General features: G+C 58.3%; 19 protein-coding genes. 9 read left to right on the top strand and 10 right to left on the bottom strand.

Going from position 1 to position 23640, the window contains the following annotated elements; all coding sequences use genetic code 11:
• Positions 1-249 (top strand): AGE family epimerase/isomerase (locus DXT96_RS26285; RefSeq protein WP_194287750.1); only part of this gene is annotated, 249 nt, incomplete at its 5' end.
• Between the two features lie 54 nt (positions 250-303).
• Here DXT96_RS26285 and DXT96_RS26280 read toward each other — a convergent pair.
• From DXT96_RS26280 to DXT96_RS26260, 5 genes are read right to left on the bottom strand one after another with little or no spacing between them, the layout of a single operon-like run.
• The gene (locus tag DXT96_RS26280) at positions 304-1266 is read right to left on the bottom strand and encodes a glycoside hydrolase family 26 protein (protein WP_153517129.1); all 963 of its coding nucleotides are present in this window, start codon (positions 1264-1266) and stop codon (positions 304-306) included.
• 13 nt (positions 1267-1279) lie between these two features.
• Positions 1280-1783 (bottom strand): DUF995 domain-containing protein, encoded by a 504-nt coding sequence (locus DXT96_RS26275; RefSeq protein ID WP_153517128.1) that lies wholly within the window; start codon positions 1781-1783, stop codon positions 1280-1282.
• 15 nt (positions 1784-1798) lie between these two features.
• Positions 1799-3730, bottom strand: a complete 1932-nt coding sequence (locus DXT96_RS26270; protein WP_153517127.1) for a glycosyltransferase family 2 protein — start codon at positions 3728-3730, stop codon at positions 1799-1801.
• Positions 3727-4710 carry a UDP-glucose 4-epimerase GalE gene (gene galE / locus DXT96_RS26265; protein ID WP_153517126.1) on the bottom strand — a complete coding sequence of 328 codons (984 nt, stop codon included), beginning with the start codon at positions 4708-4710 and terminating at the stop codon, positions 3727-3729. Before galE ends, DXT96_RS26270 begins: the two co-directional genes overlap by 4 nt.
• Before the next feature lies 1 nt (position 4711).
• Positions 4712-5734: a UDP-glucuronic acid decarboxylase family protein gene (locus DXT96_RS26260; protein WP_153517125.1), complete on the bottom strand. Its 1023-nt coding sequence runs from the start codon at positions 5732-5734 to the stop codon at positions 4712-4714.
• A 395-nt stretch (positions 5735-6129) separates the two neighbouring features.
• Here DXT96_RS26260 and DXT96_RS26255 point away from each other — a divergent pair, with 395 nt between their 5' ends.
• Positions 6130-6480, top strand: coding sequence for a hypothetical protein (locus DXT96_RS26255; protein ID WP_149899178.1), 351 nt, complete (start codon positions 6130-6132; stop codon positions 6478-6480).
• 49 nt (positions 6481-6529) lie between these two features.
• On the opposite strand, the gene DXT96_RS26250 is transcribed toward DXT96_RS26255, so the two are convergent.
• Entirely contained in the window at positions 6530-7300 is a 771-nt protein-coding gene (locus tag DXT96_RS26250) for a response regulator transcription factor (RefSeq protein WP_153517124.1), read from the bottom strand.
• Between the two features lie 904 nt (positions 7301-8204).
• Between DXT96_RS26250 and DXT96_RS26245 the strand changes: the two genes are divergently transcribed.
• The 5 genes from DXT96_RS26245 to DXT96_RS26225 all read left to right on the top strand — a co-directional run bounded on the left by DXT96_RS26245 (position 8205) and on the right by DXT96_RS26225 (position 15587).
• The gene (locus DXT96_RS26245; protein ID WP_153517123.1) at positions 8205-9170 is read left to right on the top strand and encodes a fibrinogen-binding protein; all 966 of its coding nucleotides are present in this window, start codon (positions 8205-8207) and stop codon (positions 9168-9170) included.
• 151 nt (positions 9171-9321) lie between these two features.
• The gene (locus DXT96_RS26240) at positions 9322-11340 is read left to right on the top strand and encodes a hypothetical protein (RefSeq protein ID WP_153517122.1); all 2019 of its coding nucleotides are present in this window, start codon (positions 9322-9324) and stop codon (positions 11338-11340) included.
• A gap of 83 nt (positions 11341-11423) precedes the next feature.
• Positions 11424-13640 carry a type I secretion system permease/ATPase gene (locus DXT96_RS26235; protein ID WP_153517121.1) on the top strand — a complete coding sequence of 739 codons (2217 nt, stop codon included), beginning with the start codon at positions 11424-11426 and terminating at the stop codon, positions 13638-13640.
• A gap of 8 nt (positions 13641-13648) precedes the next feature.
• Positions 13649-15007 (top strand): HlyD family type I secretion periplasmic adaptor subunit, encoded by a 1359-nt coding sequence (locus DXT96_RS26230; protein WP_149899183.1) that lies wholly within the window; start codon positions 13649-13651, stop codon positions 15005-15007.
• An 85-nt stretch (positions 15008-15092) separates the two neighbouring features.
• Positions 15093-15587 (top strand): hypothetical protein, encoded by a 495-nt coding sequence (locus DXT96_RS26225; RefSeq protein WP_153517120.1) that lies wholly within the window; start codon positions 15093-15095, stop codon positions 15585-15587.
• Here DXT96_RS26225 and DXT96_RS26220 read toward each other — a convergent pair.
• The 4 genes from DXT96_RS26220 to DXT96_RS26205 form a co-directional block, all read right to left on the bottom strand.
• A complete protein-coding gene (locus tag DXT96_RS26220; protein ID WP_153517119.1) occupies positions 15584-16852 on the bottom strand; it encodes an O-antigen ligase in 1269 nt (422 codons plus the stop codon). The genes DXT96_RS26225 and DXT96_RS26220 overlap by 4 nt on opposite strands.
• A 7-nt stretch (positions 16853-16859) precedes the next feature.
• Positions 16860-18113, bottom strand: a complete 1254-nt coding sequence (locus DXT96_RS26215; RefSeq protein ID WP_153517118.1) for a polysaccharide biosynthesis/export family protein — start codon at positions 18111-18113, stop codon at positions 16860-16862.
• A 192-nt stretch (positions 18114-18305) separates the two neighbouring features.
• A complete protein-coding gene (locus DXT96_RS26210; protein WP_149899187.1) occupies positions 18306-18986 on the bottom strand; it encodes a sugar transferase in 681 nt (226 codons plus the stop codon).
• Positions 18987-19603: 617 nt separating this feature from the next.
• Positions 19604-20152, bottom strand: a complete 549-nt coding sequence (locus DXT96_RS26205) for a cupin domain-containing protein (RefSeq protein WP_153517117.1) — start codon at positions 20150-20152, stop codon at positions 19604-19606.
• Positions 20153-20298: 146 nt separating this feature from the next.
• Between DXT96_RS26205 and DXT96_RS26200 the strand changes: the two genes are divergently transcribed.
• A complete protein-coding gene (locus DXT96_RS26200) occupies positions 20299-21633 on the top strand; it encodes an aspartate aminotransferase family protein (RefSeq protein WP_153517116.1) in 1335 nt (444 codons plus the stop codon).
• Positions 21634-21777: 144 nt separating this feature from the next.
• The gene (locus DXT96_RS26195) at positions 21778-23598 is read left to right on the top strand and encodes a methyl-accepting chemotaxis protein (protein ID WP_153517115.1); all 1821 of its coding nucleotides are present in this window, start codon (positions 21778-21780) and stop codon (positions 23596-23598) included.
• Positions 23599-23640 lie beyond the last annotated feature (42 nt).

Below are 23640 nucleotides of genomic sequence, written 5' to 3'. Positions count from 1 at the left end.
GAATGGCTGAAGGCGGCGGTGCGCCTTGCCAGCGTCACGTCTGGCGAGGAACGGCAGCGTTACCTCGCATCGGGTCTCAGGGCCATCGGCGCGCTGCAGCCCTTCCTCGACACACCGGTCAGGGGATTATGGTTCGACAAATGGCCGGCCGACAGGCCGATGCTCGACGAACCGGCGCCAGCCAGCACGTTTTATCACATCGTCTGCGCCATCTATGAGGCCGAGGCGGTGCTCGCCGTCAGCGGGTAAAATGTCCGGGCGGGCGAGCGGGCCGGGCGTCCGCTCGGCCCGCTCCGGCCTCGTTCAAGCCTTGGCCGGACGCACCACGCGCCAGTCGGGCTTGCCGAGATTGTGCGGCCATGGATGCACGTCCTTGTCGTTGAAATAGACGACCTCTTCCAGCTTCGGAAAATCCGCCTGCTTCAGCGTCACGTCGTTCATCCACGGACGAACATAGGAATCGCCGCCTTCATAGCCGAGTTCGGCAACCCAGACCGGCTTGTTATAGGTATCCACAAGGCCATAGCCCTTGCGCAGCAGATCGGAGAAGGTCTTCGGTCCGCCATATTCGATCTTGTCGTAGTCTTCGAGACCGAAGACCGAAAGGCCGACGAGATCGGCATAGTTATCGCCGGGGTAGTAGGCCTGCAGGCCATCGAGACCCTTGGGCGACCACATCACCTTGACGCCGGGAACCGCCTTGCGGGTCATGTCCACCACGCGCTTGTAAGCCGTGATATAGTCCTGCGGGCTCCAGCCCGACCACGAGAAGCGGCCGGACGTGTCTTCCATTTCCTGTCCCCAGCGCAGGATCAGCGGGCTTTTCATTGCCGACATGCGGGCGGTGATTGCCTGCATGTTCTTGTCGTAGTCGCCTCCCAGCACCTTGCGGCGCAACTCGTCGGAGGAAAGACGCCAGTTGACGTCCCACGACCATGGTTCGACGGTGATCAACACATTGCGCTTGCGCTCAAGAGCATAGGCGTCGGCGAGCGCGAGGCTGTCGAGATCCACGTCTTCCCAGGGCAGGAACAGATGTTCCGTCGCCACCCCGGCCTGTCCGGTGAAATCACCATGCGGATCGTAAGCGCCGAAACGGATACCCTCCGCATGCAATGTCGGACGTTTGTCGGCAAGCGTCTTCATGCCCGTGGCGCCCATGGGTGCAACACCCTGCGCATCCAGTTTGAACATGGGGTACATGCTGGCTGAAAAGGCAACGGCAGCCCCGCTTGCAAAGAGCAGTTTTCTTCTTGTTATCTGCATGACACTCTCCTCCCTACCGCGTCGCCGTCATCGCCTTGCCATAGGCGGCGATCTGCGGGGTGACGTCGTCCTTGCGGACAAGTTTCAGGAATTCATCGCCGGGCTTCGGCGGGTTGTGCCGGAACACGTACCACTGGCCGCCCTGCTTGCGCTGGTAAAGCACCTTGCCGATACGGCCGTGGTCGAAGCAGGTATCGGCCTTGCCGCTTCCATTATCGGCTTTCCAGGTCGCGCGCATGCACAGCGTGCCGTTGGCATCGACGGTCCAGCGGCCTTCACCGACGGATTTTTTGCCCTTTTCTTCCGTCAGGGCGATGAATTTACGGCCGTCGGCAATGAAGCGTCCGCCGCCCGTATCCCATTTCCAGGTCTTGTCGAAGTACATCTCCACGACTTCACTGGTTCTGAGCGGTTTCGGCGTCTTCGTGCCGCCCGCGGCGTGGACGGCACTGGGCGCGATCACCGCAAGGCAGAGTACGAAAGCGGAGAACCCGCATTTGTCTATTGTTGTTTTCATCACAGTCTCCTCCTTCTATTGTCCGACCCTATTGTCGGCCAGCATGATTTCTCCGGTTGCCACTGTCGGCGACGGTGCGACGGCCGGTTCCGCCTGCATTTCCCGATGACCGGGCAAACCTGGCAGGGTGATGCGCAGTTTCAGACGCACCGATCTCGCGCCCTCCACACCCGCACCGGCAACCGTGAAGCGCGTTTCGGTGAAGGTGACGTAGGGCTGCCCGTGCGACAGGGCCTCAAGGCCGCCAATCGCGTGGGAACTCAGTTCCGCAGCGCTGCCGGCGACGAGCAACAGCGAACAGGCGGCAGCGGTCGCGCCGCTGCGCATGGCCGGCAATCGCGGCACGCCGTTTTCCATTGCGTGGCGGATGAGCAGAAACACCGAAAGTCCGGCATAGATCACCACATTGATCGCCCCGAATATGAAGAAGCCTTCCGCTCCGCTATCGCGCGGCGCCAGGACCATGGCGAGAAGGCTCACCGCCGCCAGCACCATATAAGGAACGATCACCCGCAGCGGCAGCGGCGGTTTGGCCTGCGTGCCTTTCGGCGTGATGCGGAAATCCACGAAATCACCACGGATCGTATCGCGGATTGCCGCCAAAACACCCATCAGCGACCAGGGCCAGCGCAGGAACAGGAACACCATGGCTTCCCAGCTGAACAGCCTGGCATCATGCGGGCGAAATGCGCCCGTGGCCCGCCAGAAGAAGGCGAACACGATCATGATCAGTGAAATCGGCAGGAAATGCGCCAGAAACGCCGGATAAGACGCGTTGACCAGCACATGCCCACGCAACAGGGCAACAATGGGAAGCACGAACATCAGCGCCATGAAGCCCGAAAACAGCGGATACCAGAGCTGCGAAAACAGGAACTGGAATTTCAGCCGCAAAGGCAGCTTCGGCACATAGTGCCGCGAATATTGCAGCAGGATGGTCATCAGGCTGCGCGACCACTGGAATTCCTGCACGATGAGATCGGCGAATGTCGCCGGCCCGTCGCCATGGGCGATGGCGTTGACGGCATGGACGCCGCGCCAGCCACCGGCATTCATCAGCAGCGAGGTGGAATGATCCTCGGCAAGCTCGGGTCCAAGACCACCCACCTCACGCAGCGCCTTGGTGCGCACGGCATAATGTGAGCCGATGCAGAGCGGCGCCCAGCTATTGTTATAGCCGAGCTGCAGCGCGCCATGCAGACTTGCCTCGGCATAAAGCCTGCCGCGCGCGGCCCAGCTCTCGCCGGCATTGGCATCGCAGATGCTGGGTGCGGAGACGTATCCGACCGCCGGATCGGCGAAGGGACGGATGATTTCGCTCAGATAGCCCGGTTCCGGCACATGGTCGGCATCGAATTGAGCGACGAAATCGTAACGCTCATAGCCGTAATGATCGTAGAAATAGGCAAGATTGCCTTCCTTGCAGCGGGTGCGGCGCGGCCAGGTCTTGCGGTGATAGTCAGCGACACCCTTCCGGGTCGAGATGAAAACACCATGCGCACCACACCAGGCAATCGTCTGCGCATCCGGGTCTTCATCCGCAAGCCAGACGTCGAATTCCAGCCCTTTTTGTTCCAACATGGCCAGCAGCGTCTTGCGCACGACAGCGAAAGGCTCCGATGGGGCCTTGGTAACGACCATCGCCACCCGGCCCTTGGGCAAAGGGGAGCGCCGGTCGACGACGCGGGCATTGAGGAATATGAAGATGAAATAGGACGGCAGCAACGTGATCCACGCCAGCGTCAGCGTAACGACGGTATAATAGGGCCAGTCGATCACCCGGTCGCGGTTGAGCCACCAGCCCCAGAAATAGGTCAGCGTCACCAGCCAGCCGCCGATGCCCAGACGATAGGCCATGCGGTTCCAGCCGGTGAAGACCGGGAGCATCCGCAATGCGCCTACGGCGGCACGTGCCGGTTGAACGGAAGGGGTGGAGCGCGCCGTCATGACCGCACCTCCAGTCCGAAACCGGGACCGGCCGTGCGGATGATCGTGTCGATATCGGAATGCTTCGGCGCAAAGCCGAGTGTCTGCCGCGCTCTTTCAATATCGGCGAACAGCGCCGGCGGATCGCCTTCGCGCCTTGCACCGAAATGCACCGGCACTTCCTGCCCCGTGACGCGGTGGATCGCCCGGATGATATCGCCGACCGACGTGCCGTGGCCGGAACCAAGGTTGACACGCAGCGTCTCCCCGCCATCATCAAGATAATTGACGGCGGCCACATGGGCATCGGCGAGATCGCTGACATGAATATAGTCGCGAATGCAGGTGCCGTCCGTGGTGTCGTAATCCGCACCGAAGACATCGAGTTGCGGCAGCCGTGCTGCGGCAGCCATCAGCGCCCGGGGGATCAGGTGGGTTTCCGGCTCGTGGCGTTCGCAAAGCTCGCCATCCGGGTCGGCACCGGCCGCATTGAAATAGCGCAGCGCCACGAAACGCAGGCCATAGGCGGCGGCATAGTCATCCAGCGCCATTTCGAAGATCAGCTTCGTACGGCCGTAAGGATTGACCGGCATCTGCGCGGTTTCCTCACGGATCGGCAATTGCGGCGGCACGCCATAGGTGGCGCAGCTGGAGGAAAACACCAGCCCGCCGATATTCTGGTCGAGACAGGCATCCAGCAAAGCCAGGCTACCGCCGACATTGTTGCGGTAATATTTTCGCGGGTCTTCGACGGATTCGCCGACATAGGCATTGGCGGCGCAATGGATGACGAAGGCCGGTGAGAATTCCTTAAGCGTGGCCTTCAGCAGGCCACGATCAAGAATGTCGCCCTCAATGAAGGGGCCCCAGCGAACCGCGTCGGCATGGCCGGTCGAGAGATTGTCGTAAGCGACGGGCTTGAAGCCGGATTTTGCCAGCGCCTTGCAGATGTGGCTGCCTATGAATCCGGCCCCGCCCGTGACGAGGATTGTGCGGGCCATCTCATACGGCCTCCGCCACTTTCCTGCCGGACAGCAGCGCATCGAAATAGGTGATGGTTTTTTCCAGACCTATTTCGAGCGGCACGCGCGGTTGCCATCTCAGTTGCTCATTGGCCCGTGAAATATCGGGCCGACGCTGCTGCGGATCGTCGATCGCGGCCGGCAGATGCACGATGCGCGAGCGGGAACCCGTCATACGAATGACGATGTCGGCCAACTGCCGTACCGGAATTTCGCTCGGATTGCCGAGATTGATCGGCCCGGTGCAATCCTTCGGCTTGGCCGAAAAACGCAGGAAACCATCGATCAGGTCATCGACATAACAGAAGGAACGCGTCTGGCTGCCATCGCCATAAATGGTGATGTCGGTGCCTTTCAGCGCCTGCACGATGAAGTTGGAAACCACGCGACCATCATCGGGTCGCATGCGCGGCCCATAGGTGTTGAAGATTCGCCCCACCTTGATATCGACGCCATAAAAGCGATGATAATCGAAAAAGAGGGTTTCCGCGCTGCGCTTGCCCTCATCGTAACAAGCACGCGGCCCGATTGTATTTACATTGCCGAAATAGCTTTCCGGCTGGGGATTGACGAGTGGATCGCCATAGACCTCCGAGGTCGAGGACTGCACTACGGTTGCACCGCATCTGCGGGCGACCTCCAGCACATTGACGGCGCCAAGGACATTGGTGAGCAAGGTGCCGACCGGATCGCGCTGGTAATCCGGCGGCGAGGCCGGCGACGCGAAGTTGAAGATCAGCGAGACGTCGATGTCATAGGGTTTGCGCACGTCGTGCTCGACCAGCAAAAACCGCTTATTGTCCCGTAAATGCTCGACATTCGCCAGTCGTCCGGTCGAAAGATCGTCGAGACAGATTACTTCGTGGCCGCCGGCCAGCAGACGCTCGCAAAGGTGGGAACCAAGGAAACCAGCGCCGCCATTGACGAGAACGCGCTGGCCAGGACGCCATTCCGAATAGATCGTGACGCCATTATCATGCTCGTTGGGAACGAAATTACGCATTACACACTCCTCCCCATGAGGAATCAGCCCGGCTGATTCGACTTGAACTCAATCAAACTTCCGATTGTGCGGTATATTGAATATCAGCCTCCGGTTTTTATTTCTTCTGGAGGTCTAATATTGCGATTCGATAGATTTCAACTTTTATGATAGGCGCAGCGAAAAACAGGTCAACTTCATTTTATCGAAATATTACAATTGATTACGCTGAATTACTAAAAATAACCCCTGATTTAATACTTTTTAACTACGCCTCCATTATGCCTTTCTTATTGAGCATTAGCGCAAGCTTCGCTCAACCAGTCGGGACTATCCTGGTTTTGTAAGGCTCGGTCCACCGGGACAAAACCGCCCGGCGAGATGCGACAGACGGTCGATTTCAGGGGACATACACGATGAATGAAATGCCTTATTCCAAGAGTGGCAAAGCGGCCAGGCGCAATCATTTTGCGCTCGTTGCTGCAGCCCTTGCATCACTTACTTTCGCGACAGCTTCGTGCGCCGTGGTCGAAGACGCCGTTCTCATCAAAACCGCATCAGCGGATGCGACGACGATGAAGACGCGGGTTGTTCCGACCAGGGCTTCCTACGGCTATGACAGGACAGGCAATGCAGCTGTGACGCTTGTTGCCGATGCGTCGTCCGAGGCGCCTTCGATATCGCGACATTCCTATTCCGGTTCTTCTCCCTATATTTGCTCGCCGAGCGGATTTGGCCAGAAGTCCCGTTGTTTCCTGAGACCTTAAGTCTCGGGCACGAACATCGGCGGAAACTGACGCCCGGCCGGCCTGACGTTTAGTTCTTCCAGCCGGAAACAGCCGTGTCGTCATCCTTGTGAAAGAAGCGCGACGCCGCTTCCGTTCGGTTGCGCACGTTCATCTTCTTATAGATGTTGCGGACGTGCACCTTCACGGTGTTTTCGGATAGATGCAGCCTGTCGGCGATGATCTTGTTTTGCGTTCCCTTGCAAAGAAGGTCGAGGATTTGCACCTCACGCGTCGTCAGTGCCGCCATTTCGCCCCGGTTGACCGCAAGCGCGTCAGCGCGGTTGGCGATCACGCCATTGTTGTGAACGCTCTTGCTGACGACAGCAGAGGAATAGGGTGTGAGCTTGCCGAGAAGGGCTGCAGGGAAATGTTCTCCGCCCTTCATCAATAGATCGACCGCCGCCATAAACACATCAAGCCGAAGATTGAGTGGCAGCACGCCATCGATGACGCGCGTCCCCACCAGCTGCTTCAACGGCTCTTCGAACTTGTCGATGGTTTCGACCACCAGGGCGATCGGCGCATCGGGATGCTTTTCGCGGATTGCCGCAAGAAGATTGTTAAGCCGCTCGCCCGACATGCGGTATGGCAGCACCAGCCGGACATCGGAACCGTAATCACTATTGATCGTCGCCGACGAAGCAACGCTCATCACCGCGAATGTGGGGAACTTTTTGCCCAACGCCTCTACGAGACACTCGGAAAACAGGTCCGGATCCGCTATAATTAATAAAGTTCCATTTATAGGTGAAACAGCGGTTTTTTGTTTTGCCGCATAATCTGACGTTCCCATGAACATTGACGCCTCCCTAAAGCGCTTACGCATTACATTCTTTTGGCTGTGTCATCTGTCGTTCGCCAGGACGCCCCCGAGAACATAGGGGGCAATTCCCGCTTCAAGCCATGTCAACTATCATTAATTACCCGTTAATTTAGGAGGCTAATACGAAAAGCTGTGTAAATAAATGGCCCATACGGGTTATTTTTTACATTAGGCATACAAAATTGATTACGGTGAGACAGAATCATTCACTTGGAAATCGTCAAGGAAACAAAGGCGTTAGAAAAGCCTCCGCTCCGGTTTTGTATTCCAAGAAAATATAACTTTTGGTTGAAATGCCTTTTCATATCTCTCCAGCAAACGATCCCGGACGATGTGCCGTTTCGGGATAACGACCCCTTCCCTCGCACATAAACCATGTTTTTGAAAAGCCGGCTTCTACTACCAAATCCGCTGTTTTGGGCGGCTGCGGTAGCAGAAACACCGCACGGTCTACCCCTCCGGCATATATATTCCGGTGACGTGTACCTATATGTCTAGCCCGAATTGATAGCTAGAAAGCACGATTTTTCTGCGGCACAGTCTGACCGTCGCTGAATGGCGGCAGATAAAAAGACTAAACCGGCCTTAACGTGTGTTTGCCAGCGCCGGCTCCTTTTCAAGACACCATGCAAGCAAAAAGACGAAGCCACCGCGCTCCCCATTGGAGCGAGGAACGGATTTGTGCGCCTTTTTATCGAGTAGCGCACAAGGGCTGAACGAAAAGAGCCCGGTTACGGGCCGATGCCGAACCGCAGATGAGACGTAATGAGTGCATCTGCAGACATCAATCTTTGTGCAACGCGGAGCAAGCGCGAAAAAATCCCGTTTTAGATGAGAGGGATTTCGAAAGCTGCTCCGAGCTTTTTCGGAGGAAATCGAAATGGGTTACAATCCACAGCCAGCCGGCGACGACATCACCAAGATCGGCGCTCTTTCCGAGGGTTTTGCAAACACCTCGACCAACGACGCCTCGGTGGAAGACAGCAATGTCGGCACCGCAAACGGTGAAAACCGCAACAACGACAATAGCGACAACAGCACCAATGTGGATGTTGACGCACAGATCGACGTCGCAGTCGGCAATGGCGACAATCGCGACAACGACTATGACTGGAGCTATGACAGCAAGTCGTACAGCGACAATGACACGACCACCACGACCTCGACCAGCACCGAAACCAACACCGCAATCAAGACCGACTACGACTGGAGCTACGACAGCAAATCGTACAGCGACAACGACACCAGCGTGAAGACGGTATCGGATTCGGACAACAAGACGTTCACCTATTCCGACAACGACACCTCCACCAAGGTATCGACGACCACCGACAGCTTCAACTCCGCTGACAGCTACTACAAGTCGGATGACGACTTCGGTAACATTGCGGGCGTCAAGGATGTCGGCAATCTCGGTGTCGCTGGTGGCGACCTGACCTTCAACCTGGGTGACGACTTCTCCTTCACTCTCGACGTCGACAATATCCTCAACAACTCGCTCGGCGGTGACGGCAACGATGCCGGCTTCAGCCTGGTGCAGGCCAACCATCTGGCAGATCAGGATTACGCCTACGACGTCAGGATGGACAATGGCGGGGCTCAGAACCACCTGAACGCCAATGCCGGTGACGCTTTCGGCGCCGAAGGCATGGACGGCAAGGGTTGGGACCTCAAGGCCGGCGACGACGCAGCAGGCACCAGCACTGCGGATGCATCGGCAATCCTTGCAAATTCCGGCTTCCATCTGGAACTGGTGCAGGGCGCCAACATGCTCTCCAATGCCGTTGACGTCACGATCACAGGCGGTAACTCGCATGTTTCGGACGTTGGGGAAGATCACTCCTGATACCCACCTCTTGACGAGAAGAGCTGCACCGGCATCCGCCGGTGCAGTTTGCGGTTAAAAGAACCGGGTTCGGTGAACGAAGCACCGCCATCAAGACGTGTGCCGCCTGCCGCCCCCAGTCCCCGCCGCAATGATCAGGGAGGGACCTCCAATGCATATCGACAAGATTTCCGACATGATCGCGCATTTCATCGGCATGTTCGACACGGTGATCGAGGAAGCGCGCCTGAGAAGCAACTATAGCGAAGGCCCGGCGCATTCCGATCCGGACCGACTGCCAGACGATGAGGCAGCAAGGCTGCTCGACAAGAACTATGACGTCCCGCTCGAGGACTACGATCCCGGCGTCAAATATCGCTCCGGCTATTACGATTTCGATTACATGCGACCGCATTTCGCCCGCGGTGTCGAATATGACATGCAGCAGCTAGCAAATGCCATCCCGGTCGATATTTCCGGCGCGCATTTCCGTTTTCCCGGCCGCCTCTCGTTTGATGAGCGCGAATTGGTCGTTCATACCGGCCCCGGCTCGGTGGCCGGCCATCTTACACAGGTCAATATTCTTCAGGACGACGACTATCTGAACATGACCGACGGTCCGAACGTGGCGCGCGACACCAGCTTCGTGACAGCGCGCACCGTCGAGTTCTATAATGAAGCGTCCGCCTTCACGCCTTTTTCCACCTTTCAGCGCACCGACAGCTATGACGCGTTACAGGCGCTCGCCAAATCCGCGCACGACTATATCGACCACGCCCGTTACAACGACGTCACCTCGCTCGGCACCGGTGCGGATCAGGATTTCGTTCTGGCCGGCAACGACATCAACGGTCTTTATATCAATGGCGCGGTCGCCTACGACAAGCCGGCGCTCGACGACTTCATGCCGGATCGCGGCATCGCCAAGCCCGCCGAGGCACCTGAAAAAAGCGACGTTTCCCTGCATGAGGATAGCCCGGCCGGCAACAGCCTCGATATTGCCGCTGGCGCCAATGTCGTCGCCAACATCGCCACGCTGGTCAATACCGGCGTCATGACCTCGGTCACCGCCGTCATGGGCGATTATCACCAGATCGACGCCATCACCCAAGCCTATATCTACAGTGACCGGGACGATATTTCTTCCGTCTTCACCCACTCGGAAGATCAGGCAGCAACGGCCGCCTACAATATCGCCAGCTTCCAGCGCAGCGTCTATCCCGGCGCGGAACATAGTGCCGCGGACAGCCATGAGAGCGGCGAAACGCCGATATTCCCAACCGCCTGGCGCGTCAGCGTGCTGGAAGGCGATGTGTCCTTCGTCCACTGGATCGAACAATACCAGTTCATCAGTGACAATGACACGATGACGGTCACCACGTCAGGTGCGAGCGTCAGCGTTTTGACCGGCGGCAACGCCGCGCTCAACATCGCCAATTTCCTCGGCATCGGCATGCAGTACGATCTGGTCATCGGCGGCGGCAATGTGCTTGATATGAACCTGATCAGCCAGATCGCCGTGCTTTACGACAATGACTGGGCGCGCGCCAATCCCGATGCGCCTGGTGGCGCCACCATCCAATCCGGCAATAACCTGCTCTGGAACGATGCCACCATTCACAATGTCGGCAGCAACGACCGTTTCGAGGCCATGCCTGATTACATGCACCAGACGGTGAACGGGATCAACGAGCGCGACCCGAACATGCCGGACGCCCTTGCCCACGACGCCAACTTTGCCGGCTATCAGGGGCTGAACGTCCTCTACATCACCGGCAACCTTTATGATGTCAGCATCATCAAACAGGTAAGCGTGCTGGGCGATTCCGACGATGTGACCCAGGCAGCCGCCAAGGTTCTCGAGAACAACCAGAATGCCACCATCCATATCGATACCGGCAGCAACGCGGTCATCAATCTCGCACAGATCATCGACTACGACAGCTTCGGTTCGACCACCTATGTCGCCGGCGGCGTTTATTCCGATGCCATTCTCATTCAGGGCGGCATCATCGAAAACGACACATTGCAGCCGACACAGCACGGTCAGCTGGCAAACGAGGTCATCGCTTTTCTTCACGACGATCCCGCCACCACTCACAACGAATCCGACGGCGTCATCAATGGCGGCCACGACCTGTCCTGGTCGAACGCACATTCGGCAGACGTCATGCAGGCGGTGACCGCGTAGATTTTGGCAGGCGGGGCTGCAAATACGCCCCGCCACAGCCGGAACCGCAAACACCGTGAGATCACCGAGGGGACCGATACAAAATGGATCATATTTCCAGAAAAACAATTGCCGACGGACGCTCACTCGACTTGCCGCTGGATCAGGAAGCGGAAGACAGCAAACTGACGGACGCCTGTATTTCAGCCATCAACGACGCCATCGAAAATCTGCGCCAGCTATCCGGCTCGGAACAGACTGCGAAGACCATTGCATCGCCCACGCAGATCGCTCCTACACAGATCACTCCCCCACAACCTCTTCCCCAACCACTCGCAAGAACCGAACAACCCCAACAATTGCGCGATGTTCCGCTGGAGAAGCCAGCGCCACAGCCGGACCGGCAACCCGCCGCCCCGGCGGAACCGCAGGCAAAGGTCGACAGTACCGATCTACCTTTCGTCAAGACCATAGACAATAATGACGGTCCGATCCGCCAAAACGAACGTCGGCCGGTGACGGGCGGCGGTGGCAAGGAGCCGACGGACAATGGCGGCGGGGGTGGTGGTGGCGGTGGCGGTGCCCACAGTGGCTTCCACAAACGCAGCGAGCCGATCAATTTCGCCGCCAGCCTTGCCAAGGGCATCGCCGCTGTTCGTCGCAACATGGTGGTGGTGATGCTGTTCACCATCGCCATCAACATCCTGCTGCTCGCCATTCCGCTTTATCTGTTCCAGATATCCGACCGGGTACTGACCAGCCGTTCAATGGATACGCTTGTCATGCTGACCGTCGCTGTTCTCGGCGCGGTTCTGTTGCAGGCCTTTCTGGACGCCATCCGCCGCTTCATCCTGATGCGCACCGCCGTCGAGCTTGAGGTGCAGCTTGGCGCACCGATCCTGTCCGCCGCCGCCCGCGCCGCGCTGCACGGCAGCGGTAAGGACTACCAGATCCTGCAGGACCTGCAGCAACTGCGCTCCTTCCTGACCTCCGGCACCCTGATCGCCTTCCTCGATGCACCGCTGATGCCGCTCTTCATCGTGGTGGTTTATCTCGTGCATCCGCATCTCGGCATCATCATCATGGTCTGCTGTGCGGTGCTGTTCATTATCGCCTGGCTGAACCAGCGTTTCACTGCAAAGCAGTTTTCCGAAGCCTCCGGTTATCTGAGCCGCGCCAATTTCCACCTCGATTCCATGTCGCGCAATTCGCAGATCATCAATGCGCTGGCGATGATACCGGAAGCCGTGAAGATGTGGGGCCGTGAAACCGCCGGATCGTTGAAATCGCACGTGGCGGCGCAGGATCGCAACATCATGTTTTCAGGCGTTTCCAAGGCCGCACGCATGATCACGCAGATCGCCCTGCTGGGCTGGGGTGCGCATCTGTCACTCGCCGGCGAATTGACCGGCGGCATGGTCATCGCCGCCTCGATCATTTCCGGCCGCGCGCTCGCCCCCATTGAAGGCGCCATCGAAGGCTGGCACCAGTTCAACAGGTCGGCCGCCTCCTATGGCCGCATCAAGCAGCTTCTCATCAGCTCACCGCTGAATTTCCCGCGCCTGCGCCTGCCCAATCCGGAGGGGCGTCTCGATGTGGAGCGCATTCTCTTCGTGCCACCGCCGCAGAAGAAGGTGATTTTGAACGGCATTTCCTTTTCGCTGAAAAAGGGAGAATCGCTCGCCATCATCGGCAACTCCGGCTCCGGCAAAACGACGCTCGGCAAGATGCTGGTCGGCTCCATCCTGCCAACCTCAGGCAATGTCCGCCTCGATCTCATGGATCTGCGCAACTGGGACCAGCGGCAATTCGGTGAGAGCATCGGTTATCTGCCGCAGGACGTGCAGCTGTTCCCCGGCACGATCAAGGCCAATATCTGCCGCATGCGCGACGATGTCGACGACCGGCAGATTTACGAGGCGGCAGTGCTGGCCGACGTACACGAGCTGATTGCCGGTTTCCCGCAAGGGTATGAGACCGTCGTCGCCGCCGATGGTGCACCGCTTTCCGGCGGCCAGAAACAGCGCATCGCGCTTGCCCGCGCCTTTTTCGGCGATCCCAAGTTCGTGGTGCTGGACGAGCCCAACTCCAACCTCGACACGGCGGGCGAACAGGCTTTGGCCAAGGCGCTGCTGCACGCCAAGAAACAGGGCATCACCACTGTGACCATCACCCAGCGCCCCGCACTTTTGCAATGTGTCGACAAGATCATGGTCCTGAAGGACGGATCGCTCGCCATGTTCGGCGAAAGGATCGAGGTGCTGAAAGCGCTTTCCGGCAATGGCCGCCAGGCCAACCAGTCCCCGCAGATCGAGGGTTGAGGATCGTCATGTTCAAGAAGACAACCGCCATTGCCGAAATCAAACCCCAGGGCCAGATGGAATGGTACAGCGAAGTGCCGCGCTCCATCCGCCTGCACAGTTCCATCGGTCTTGCCGTGCTGCTCGCATCCTTCGGCGGCTTCGGATATTGGGCCGGGACAGCACCGCTCTCCTCCGCCATCATCGCCCAGGGCAGCTTCGTTGCCACCGGCAACAACAAGGTCGTCCAGCATCTGGAAGGCGGCATCATCAAGGAAATGATGGTCAGCGAAGGCGATACGGTCAAGGAAGGCGACGTCTTGTTGACACTCGACAGGACGACGGCGCTTGCCAATGAGCGTATGTTGCAGCTGCGGCGGCTTCGTCTGGAAACCATCGTGGTGCGCCTGCGTGCCGAGGCGCAGGGAGAGAAAAACTTCAAGGTGCCTGAAATCGTCATGAAGGAAGCCGGCGATCCGGACATCAACTCCATCATCCAGAGCCAGAACATCGTGTTCCACAGCAAGATCGTCAAGCTCGACGAGCAGTTGAACCTGATCGAGAAGAACATCCGCTCGCTGGAATTCCGCTATACCGGTTACGATGGGCAAAAGAAGTCCTTCGACCGGCAGCTGGCGCTTCTGACACAGGAACGCGATTCCAAGGAAAAGCTCGCGAGAGACGGTGTCATCCGCAAGACCGACATGCTGGCGCTGGAACGCGCCATTGCCGACGCCATGGGCGATATCGCCCGCCTGACCGGCGAAATGAACCAGAGCGAGGCCGAGATCGCCAAGTTCAAGCAGGAAGCGGTGATTGCCGTCAATGCCAACAAACAGGCCGCACTCGATGCGCTGGAAACCGCTGATTCTGATCTCGACAGCGTGCGCGAACAGGTGCGTGGCGCCGCCGAAGTGCTGGAACGCACCATTATCCGCTCGCCGGTCAACGGCACGGTGGTGCGCGCCTATTACCATACCGCCGGCGGTGTCATCACCACCGGCAAGCCGATCATGGAAATTCTGCCCGCTCACGTTCCCCTCATCCTTGAAGCGCAGGTTCTCAGAACCTCCATCGACCAACTGCATGAGGGCCAGACCGCCGCGATCCGTCTGTCGGCGCTGAACCGCCGCACCACGCCGGTTTTGAACGGCAAGGTGTTTTACGTGTCAGCCGACAGTATCGAGGAAAATGCCGGTCTTCAGGTCAAGGACGTCTATATCATTCGCGTCCAGATTTCCGACGAGGAAATCTCCAAGGTCCATAACTTCCACCCCGTGCCCGGCATGCCGGCCGACGTTCTGATCCAGACCTCGGAGCGTACCTTCTTCGAATATCTGACCAAGCCGATCTCCGACAGCATGTCGCGTGCCTTCAAGGAAAGATGAAGAAATATCAGTAACCTATACTGTCTTTTCCGCAGCGGTCAGCATATAATATCCGAATATATTTCGCCGGGGCGGGAGAAGCAGCATGGCGGTGATGTCGGATGTATTGCTGCTGGTCGGCAGGCTTAATTACGTGTGGACCAACACCGAAAGCCTGATGATCTATCTGATCGTCCACCTCCTGAAAGTGGAGAAGGAAGCGGCTATCGTCGTGTTTCTGACGCTCAACACCACGCGGGCCCGCATGGACCTCATCGAACGTCTGGCGAAACTCCCCTCCACGCCAGCGCCGGACCGCAAGACCATTCTCTCCATCATGGCGCGGCTGAAGAAGGAAGCGCGGACGCGCAACAAATACAATCATTGCATCTATTCCTTCGACGAAAAGGGCGAAATCGCCAGCACCCAGCTGATGCGGCTGGTGGAGGACGACAGCAAGGTTCGCTACGGCAAGGTCGAACGCATGGACGAGAAGGAAATCGAGCATCTGGAAAAGTCGATTGCCGATATCGTCGATGTCAGCAAGGACATGTGGAAATTCATCCACGCCAGCCCGCATGTCTCGGCGGATTATCTCTAGACTCTCGTCTGCAACCGCATACCCATCGCCGGGTGAGTTTCACCATTCTGCGCTGCCTTCATTGGCAGGCACAATTTGCCCGCAGCGAAATAAAGCAGGAACGAGCCGATCTGGTAGGGAAAGATGATATCGATCTCCACGAAGGAGCGCACCACGAACAGCGCGCAGACCGCAAACAGGATGACGCCCTGCGGATCGCTCTTGCGCATCAGCACCGAGCGCAGATGCCCGAGCAGCGTGCCGTAAAGCACCATGCCAAGCAGCGCCATGCCGACGATGCCATTTTCCACCACCGTTTCGATATAGGTATTATGGAAGTGGAAGCCGGTGCGGCCGGTGATGAAGAAGTCGTTCCACAGGCGTTCGGCATCGGCAAAACTCGCGACCCAGAAGCCCTGATAACCGACACCGAGGATCGGTGTCTGTTTTGCCGCCTCTATGCCCTGCTGCCAGAGATAGGTGCGGCCGGTAAGCGTCGAATCCTTGCCGAAAACACCCAGAATGGCATCGAGCAGGCCGAATTGCAGCGAAGCGACCACCAGCAATGCACCAAGGCCGCCGAGCGCGAAAAACGTCATCTTGCGGTTGGCGGGAGACAGCATGCCGATCGGGATGAAGCCGACGATGAGCGCAACCACCGCCGCTGTCGTAATCGTGGATGTGGCCGATTGCGACGCGACAAGGCTATAGGCCGATAAAAGCCCGGTAACGCCGGCGATTGGCAGCCAGATGCCTCTCTGTTTGAGGACCACCACGGAGGCGACGGCGAAAATGACGCCAAGCGATGCGTAAAAACCGAGCTGGTTCTTCGACGAGAAAGCGCCAACGAAACTATAGGTGCCATCCAATGCATCGAAGAGATAAATGCCGAATAGCAGCGAATACAGCAAAACCACGGCGATGCCGATCAGCGCGCCGCGTGTCAGCGTGCGAATGGATATCACCCGCATGGCGATCAAGGCGCAGACGATATGCGTCATGTACTGGATGGAGGCGCGCATGGTCACTGACGCAGCCTCCGACCAGAAGCTGGACAGCACTGTCAGGATACCAAAGGCAAAGATCCACAGATAACGCGGATAATTGCCGAGCACCTGCCGGTAATTGACCACCACCAGCGGCAGCCACACGCCATAATAGGCCAGCACCGAGATTTGCCCGAAACGCGACGAATAGGCGAACACGAAGAATGACAGCGCAATCGCCGCCATTCCGAAGATTTCATTGCGTTCGGGATCGATCAGCGCCGATTTGGCAATCCGCATGCGAACCTCACTGCATCAGGATTTCGGATGAAACCTTGATGACGTCGCCGGGCTGAAGCAGGGTGTTTTCATCCACCTTCACTTCCTTCGGCTTGCCATTTTCCTCACGCACCACGAGGTAGCTGATGGTCGCGGACTTCCCCGACGGATCGAAGCGGATCGCCTCGGCCGATTGCGCCAGCGCCTCCGACATCAATTCGCGGCTGGTGGTCAGCTGCAGATTGAGCTTGTCGAGTTCCGCTTCGGTATCCTGCAATTCCTTGGAACGCTGCGCCACCCAGTCGTTGCGCAGGTTGATCTCGTCCTGGGTTGCCTTGTTGATGTCCTGCTTGGCGCGCAGCGACTGCGTGTCGATATCGAGCAGGGTGGATTCCACCTCCGCCGCCCGTTCTTCCGCCGAGATACGCCGTTGCGACAGTGCAAGCCCCTGCTCGTTCAGACGGTTGACGCGGTCGCGGTCCTCGTTGGCAAGTTGGAGCTGGCGGTTCTGTGTTTCCGATTTTTTATTCAGCGACTCGACTTCGCTCTGCAAAAGGGCATGCAGATCCGTCAGCGCCTTCAGTTGAAGCGTATAACGCTCGGTACGGGACTTCATCAGCGCGCTTTCGCTGGCCAGAAGCACATCGATCTCGCTGATCTTTTCCATTTCAGGCGTCTTGGCGATGGACGCGTCACCCTTCACCTCGGCAATCAGCCGCGCCTGGCGGGCGAGCAGCCTTGCCCGCTGGTTGTCATAGACGGCGGCGTCCCCGCGCGCATTGATGAAGTCGCGGGCAAAACGCTGCCCGGCATCGGAGCGACGCAGGCCGCCGGCAAGGCTGACGGCCTTCAGAACCGTGAGATTGGCTGCATAGGGATATTCGCCCGGCGTCTGCACGTCACCGCTCAGAAAGATCGGCCGGAACTGGGCAATTTCGACGGAAGCCGACGGCAGGTTGCGAAGCGCAAATTTGCTCTGAAGCTGCGCGCCAATCGCCTCCCCGACTTCCGAGGGTGTTTTTCCCGAAACCTCGAGCTGGCCGATGAAGGGCAAGGACAGCGCCCCGGATGGGCCAACGGAATAATCGCCGTTGATGACGTCCCAGTTGCGGATGCTGCCATCGGCGGGCTGCCATTCGGCGACGCGGATGCGCAGCTTGTCGGCGGTGCCGAGCGTGTATTGTCCACCCTCTGCCGCCATTGCGGAGAGCGGCGCGGCAAAGGCAACGGCAAGCACGAGGGTGGCAAGCGGACGGCGGGTGGTGGCAAAAAAGCCGTTCATCGGGAGACTCCCTGTTTGCTGATCGCCATGCAGGCGATCAGACGATAGAGCAACCGGACAGGGCCGGCTGCGCAGCGCCGCATGAGCGGCCGCTATTGTTAGCACCAATGACGCACCCGAAGACCGGACTTGGGATCCCGGTCAGGGTGCGTGTCGAAACGAAAATCGATAAAGCCGAACTCAATATTGATTTCAGTAGCTGCCGCGCGACAGGCACACGGCTGGAATGGTCTTGACGATGATGAAGACATCCTGCCGCATCGACCAGTTCTGAACGTATTGCGTGTCGAAAGCGACGCGGGTCTTGTAGGAGACGTCGTTACGGCCGCTGATCTGCCACAGGCCGGTCAGGCCAGGACGGGTGCTGAGATAATAAGCGGCATCGCTTTCATAATAGCTCAGTTCCTCGTCAACGACGGGGCGCGGGCCAACCACGCTCATTTCACCACGGATGATGTTGAGGAGCTGCGGCAGTTCATCGAGGCTAAGCTTGCGCAGCACGGCGCCGACGGCGGTAACGCGCGGATCGTTCTTAAGCTTGCGGGTCGCGCGCCATTCTTCGGCGGCTTCCGGATTGGCGGCAAGATATTGCCGCAACATCTCGTCGCCGTTCATCGCCATCGTCCTGAATTTCAGGCAATGGAAATAGCGGCCATTATGTCCGACACGCCGGTGACCGTAAAAGATCGGGCCGGGATCGGAAAATTTCACCAGAGCGGCGATCAACAGGAAAATCGGGCTGAAGATGAGCAGCGCAAGCACAGCCGATGCCATATCGAAGCTGCGTTTTGCGATGCCCCCGATAGGGAAGCTGACATCGAAATCTTCGGAACTGCTGAGTGTCTGTTCAGCCGATTGGGTCGCGGACTTCATAGAGTGAACTCCATTTATGTTTTGCGATTGGTCGGTGCCCGGAGGCGTGTCTTTCCGTCTAAAGGAGATAACAAGTCTGTGTTCGGAATTTGATGCTAATGGATTTTTTGTAAGGCACATTGCCCATGACCGTCTATGCGATTTCTTGCGGCAGCGGCCGATCAACCTCCGGGCAATATTATCCGCTGCATAAAAAAGCAACAAATGCGCCTATGGCCATGTGTCCAGAGCATGGGTGTCGCCGCTGCATGTATTGCGTTTTCGACCCCGGATAGTCTTTTCTTATATGTTTCTTATGACTTGATGAGATGAGACAGGAACACCAAGAAAAGCCATGCGTGTAACAGACTATTAAATTTTTTTGCGGCGCAGCAAGATTGCGGCAATGCATATAAAATTTGACATATTAGCCGGGATTTTTTTACCCGGCACTGTGGCTTTGCCAAGAAAAAGCGATGGAGAAGTTGCAAGAGCGGCGCAAAAGCGGCAAAATAGTGGCAGGAATTCGTATCAAAACCTCGTCATCCTGCAGAAAATCCTCTGCTCCCGGCCGTTTTTTTCCGCGCATGATGGAACGGCCGCCCTTCTTGCCCCACCTGACGCAGAACCCGGTAGAATCAGAAGGTGGGCGGCGTGCAGGCACTGATGACCTCGCACGGCACGGGTCCAACGCAACGGAAGCGATGTGGCCTGCGGCTTTCGAAATAATAGGCGTCCCCAGGCCCCAGCACCCGCCTCTCCTCATCAACCGTCACTTCGAGACGCCCGGAGAGGATAATGCCCCCCTCCTCACCATCATGCACCAGCGGTACCTTGCCGGTATCGGCGCCCGGCTGGTAACATTCCTTCAGGATTTGCAGGCTGCGACCGAAGACATTGTCGCCCACCTGCCGAAACGAGATCGGCCCCTTGCCGATCTCGACCAACTCATCCGCCCGGTAAAAGGCTTTGCGGCTTGTCTCCGGCTCGAATGCGAAAAACTCGGTAAGGCCGATGGGTATGCCGTCGAGAATACGCTTCAACGCCCCCACGGACGGGTTGGAGGTGTTGCTTTCGATCAGCGAAATCGTCGAATTGGTCACACCGGCGCGTCTTGCCAGTTCCCGCTGGGAAATATTGTGGCGCAGCCGCAAATGCCGCAAACGCCCGCCTATATCCACCGACATGCTGGAGCCTCCGTTACCCTTGTTCGAAATATCGAAAACCTTCCTTTTCGCCTATAGCATTTTCAATGACTTGGCCACAGCGAGAAAAGGGCTTGTTCAGTCTGGAAAATAGCTTTCAATCATCGGCAACGAACAGGAGAACCATGATGGACAACCCCAGCCGATCCAATTCCACCTCGCTTGACAGCTACTGGATGCCGTTTACCGCCAACCGGCAGTTCAAGGCCAGCCCGCGCCTGCTGGTCAGCGCCGAGGGCATGTATTACACCAGCGATGACGGCCGCCAGGTTCTCGACGGTACGGCTGGCCTCTGGTGCGTCAATCTCGGCCATGGCCGCCAGCAGATCGCCTCCGCCGTCAAGCACCAGCTTTCGACCATGGATTACGCGCCCTCCTTCCAGATGGGCCATCCCGTCGCTTTCGAATTCGCCGAGCGGCTGGCGGAAATCGCTCCCGGCCCGGAAGGTGCAAAGCTTGATCGCGTCTTCTACACCGGCTCCGGTTCAGAATCGGTCGATACGGCCCTTAAGATCGCCATCGCCTATCAGCGCGCCATCGGCCAGGGCACCCGCAGCCGGCTTATCGGCCGTGAGCGCGGTTATCACGGCGTCGGTTTCGGCGGTATCTCGGTGGGCGGTCTCGTCAACAACCGCCGTGTTTTCCCGCAAATCCCCGCCGATCACCTGCGCCACACCCACGATCTGGCGAAAAACAGCTTCGTCAAGGGCCAGCCCGAGCATGGCGCCGAGCTTGCCGACGATCTGGAACGGCTGGTCGCGCTGCATGGCGCTGAAACCATCGCCGCCTGCATCGTCGAGCCGGTGGCCGGCTCTACCGGCGTGCTGGTGCCGCCGAAGGGTTATCTGGAGCGCCTTCGCGCCATCTGCGACAGGCATGGCATTCTCCTCATTTTCGATGAAGTCATCACCGGTTTCGGCCGCGTGGGCGCATCATTCGCCAGCAACTACTTCGGCGTTACGCCTGACATCGTCACCACCGCCAAGGGTCTGACCAATGGCGCGATCCCCATGGGCGCGGTCTTCACCAGCCGCAAGGTGCATCATGCGCTGATGCATGGCCCGGAAAGTCAGATCGAGCTGTTCCACGGCTATACCTATTCCGGCCATCCCGTCGCCTGTGCCGCCGGCATCGCCGCGCTCGATATCTACCGCGACGAAGGCCTCTTTACCCGCGCATCCGAATTGCAGGATGTCTGGCAAGATGCCATCCATTCTCTGAAGGGCCTGCCAAACGTCATCGACATCCGCACCATCGGCCTCATCGCCGGCATCGAGCTGCAATCGCGCGATGGCGCCATCGGTGCGCGCGCCTATGACATCTTCACGGATTGCTTCGAGCGTGGCCTGCTTGTCCGCGTCACCGGCGATATCATCGCCCTCTCGCCGCCGCTGATCGCCGAAAAATCCCATTTCGATGATATCGTCTCAATCCTCGGCGACGCGCTGAAACGCGCAAATTAAAAGTATAAAGTCCTAATATAGGAAAGGCTGCAATAGAAATTGCAGCCCTTTTCGCTTTTATCAAAAACAGAGCTTACATAGATCATTTATTAAGCATGTTCTATTATTTTCCCGCAGTATAACCAACAGCGCGGGAACGTCCCCATGGCGTCGATTCAGAAAAAGATAATATTGGCTAGCATTGCAATCTTTTCCATCACCGGCGCCGCCACGGGCGTTGGCATGTGGGCAACGGAAACGCTAAACCGCAACAGCGAATATGTCGCACTTTCGGCAGAAGTGCTGCGCAACCACATGCAGGCGGACATGATGCATGATGCATTGCGCTCCGACGTACTTGCCGCCATTCTTTCCACCAATGCCAGTATGGGCCTCGATCTCAAGGCGGTTGAGGCTGACCTTGGCGAACATGAAGCCAGCTTCCGCGAAATGATCGAGGCCAACAGGTCTCTCTCAGCCGGCACAAACGTCAAAACCGTGATCGACGGCGTCGAAAAACCGCTGCTCGCTTATATGGACGCCGCCAATGCGGTTGTCGGCCTTGCCGGCTCCAGCCCGGAAGAGGCGATCAAGCTGATGCCTGAGTTCATGCGGCAATTTTCGGCGCTTGAAAAAGCGATGGAAACGGCCGGCGACCAGATCGAGGCCCTGTCCGATGCCGCCTCGGCCGAAAGCGAAAAGACCAAGGAGACCATCAACCTTGCCTTGAAGGGCCTGCTGGTTCTGGCGGCAATTTTCTCCGCCGGGCTTTTCCTTCTTACCCGCAAATCGGTTATCCACCCCATCCTGCAATTGTCAAAGAATATGGAAACACTGGCGGGCGGCGATACATCTCAGCCACCCTCCGGCATCGACCGCAAGGACGAGATCGGCTCCATGTCCGTCGCCGTTGAAGTCTTCCGGCAGGCGGCAATCGCCAACCGGGCGCTTGAAGAACAGGCGGCAGCGGCCCGCCTGCAGGCGCAAGCCGATCAGGAAGCAGCACGCCAGCAGGCCGAGGAGGACGCTTCCGAACGATTGCGCATTGCCACATCAGGCCTCGCTAGCGGTCTGAAGCGGCTGGCGTCGGGTGATCTGGCCTTCCAGCTCGATCAGGCCTTCGCGCCGCAATTTGAAGCCCTGCGGCACGATTTCAACAGTTCTGTCCGGCAGCTGGCCGAAACATTGTTTGCGATTTCCGATGGTATCGGCACGATCGACGGCAGCAGCCGCGAGATTGCCGCCGGCGCCGGTGACCTTTCCCGCCGTACGGAAAATCAGGCAGCCTCCCTCGAACAGACCGCCGCAGCACTCGAGGAAATCACGGCCAATGTCTCAAACGCCAACAAACGCACTTCTGAGGCGCGGCTTGCCGCCACCGACGCCAACCACAGCGCCCTGAAATCGGTTGAGGTGGTCAGCCACGCCGAAGAGGCGATGCGCCGCATCGAGACATCGTCGCGGCAGATTACCGGCATCATCGGCGTCATCGACGAAATCGCTTTCCAGACTAATCTTCTGGCGCTGAATGCCGGGGTGGAGGCCGCCCGCGCCGGTGAGGCCGGTAAGGGGTTCGCCGTGGTGGCGCAGGAAGTGCGCGATCTCGCCCAGCGTTCCGCAAAGGCCGCAAGCGAAATCCGCGACCATATCCGCCAATCATCGGCAGAAGTGGAAAGCGGCGTGAAGCTGGTTCTCGATACCGGTGCGGCGCTGAAGGATATTGGCGAGCGCATCGCCGGCATCGACCAGCACATGACCGCAATCGCGACATCAGCCGCCGAACAATCGACGGGGCTTGCCGAAATCAACGCCGCCGTGAACTCCATGGATCACGCCACCCAGCAGAATGCGGCGATGGTGGAACAATCCACCGCCGCCTCGGCAACGCTTGCCGCCGAAACGGCAAAGTTGCGCGCGCTGGTTTCACGTTTCCGTCTGGATATGGAGGATGTCGGCGGCCACGACATCATCCGTCACGTGGCCTGAGGCGGAAGCATTACGCTGCCATTCGCCCATCATTTCCAGCCG

The sequence above is a fragment of the Agrobacterium sp. ICMP 6402 genome (genome assembly GCF_009498615.1).
Lineage (GTDB): Bacteria > Pseudomonadota > Alphaproteobacteria > Rhizobiales > Rhizobiaceae > Agrobacterium > Agrobacterium burrii.
Note: the sequence above shows the minus strand (reverse complement) of the source record. Positions and strands in the feature narration are given on the sequence as shown.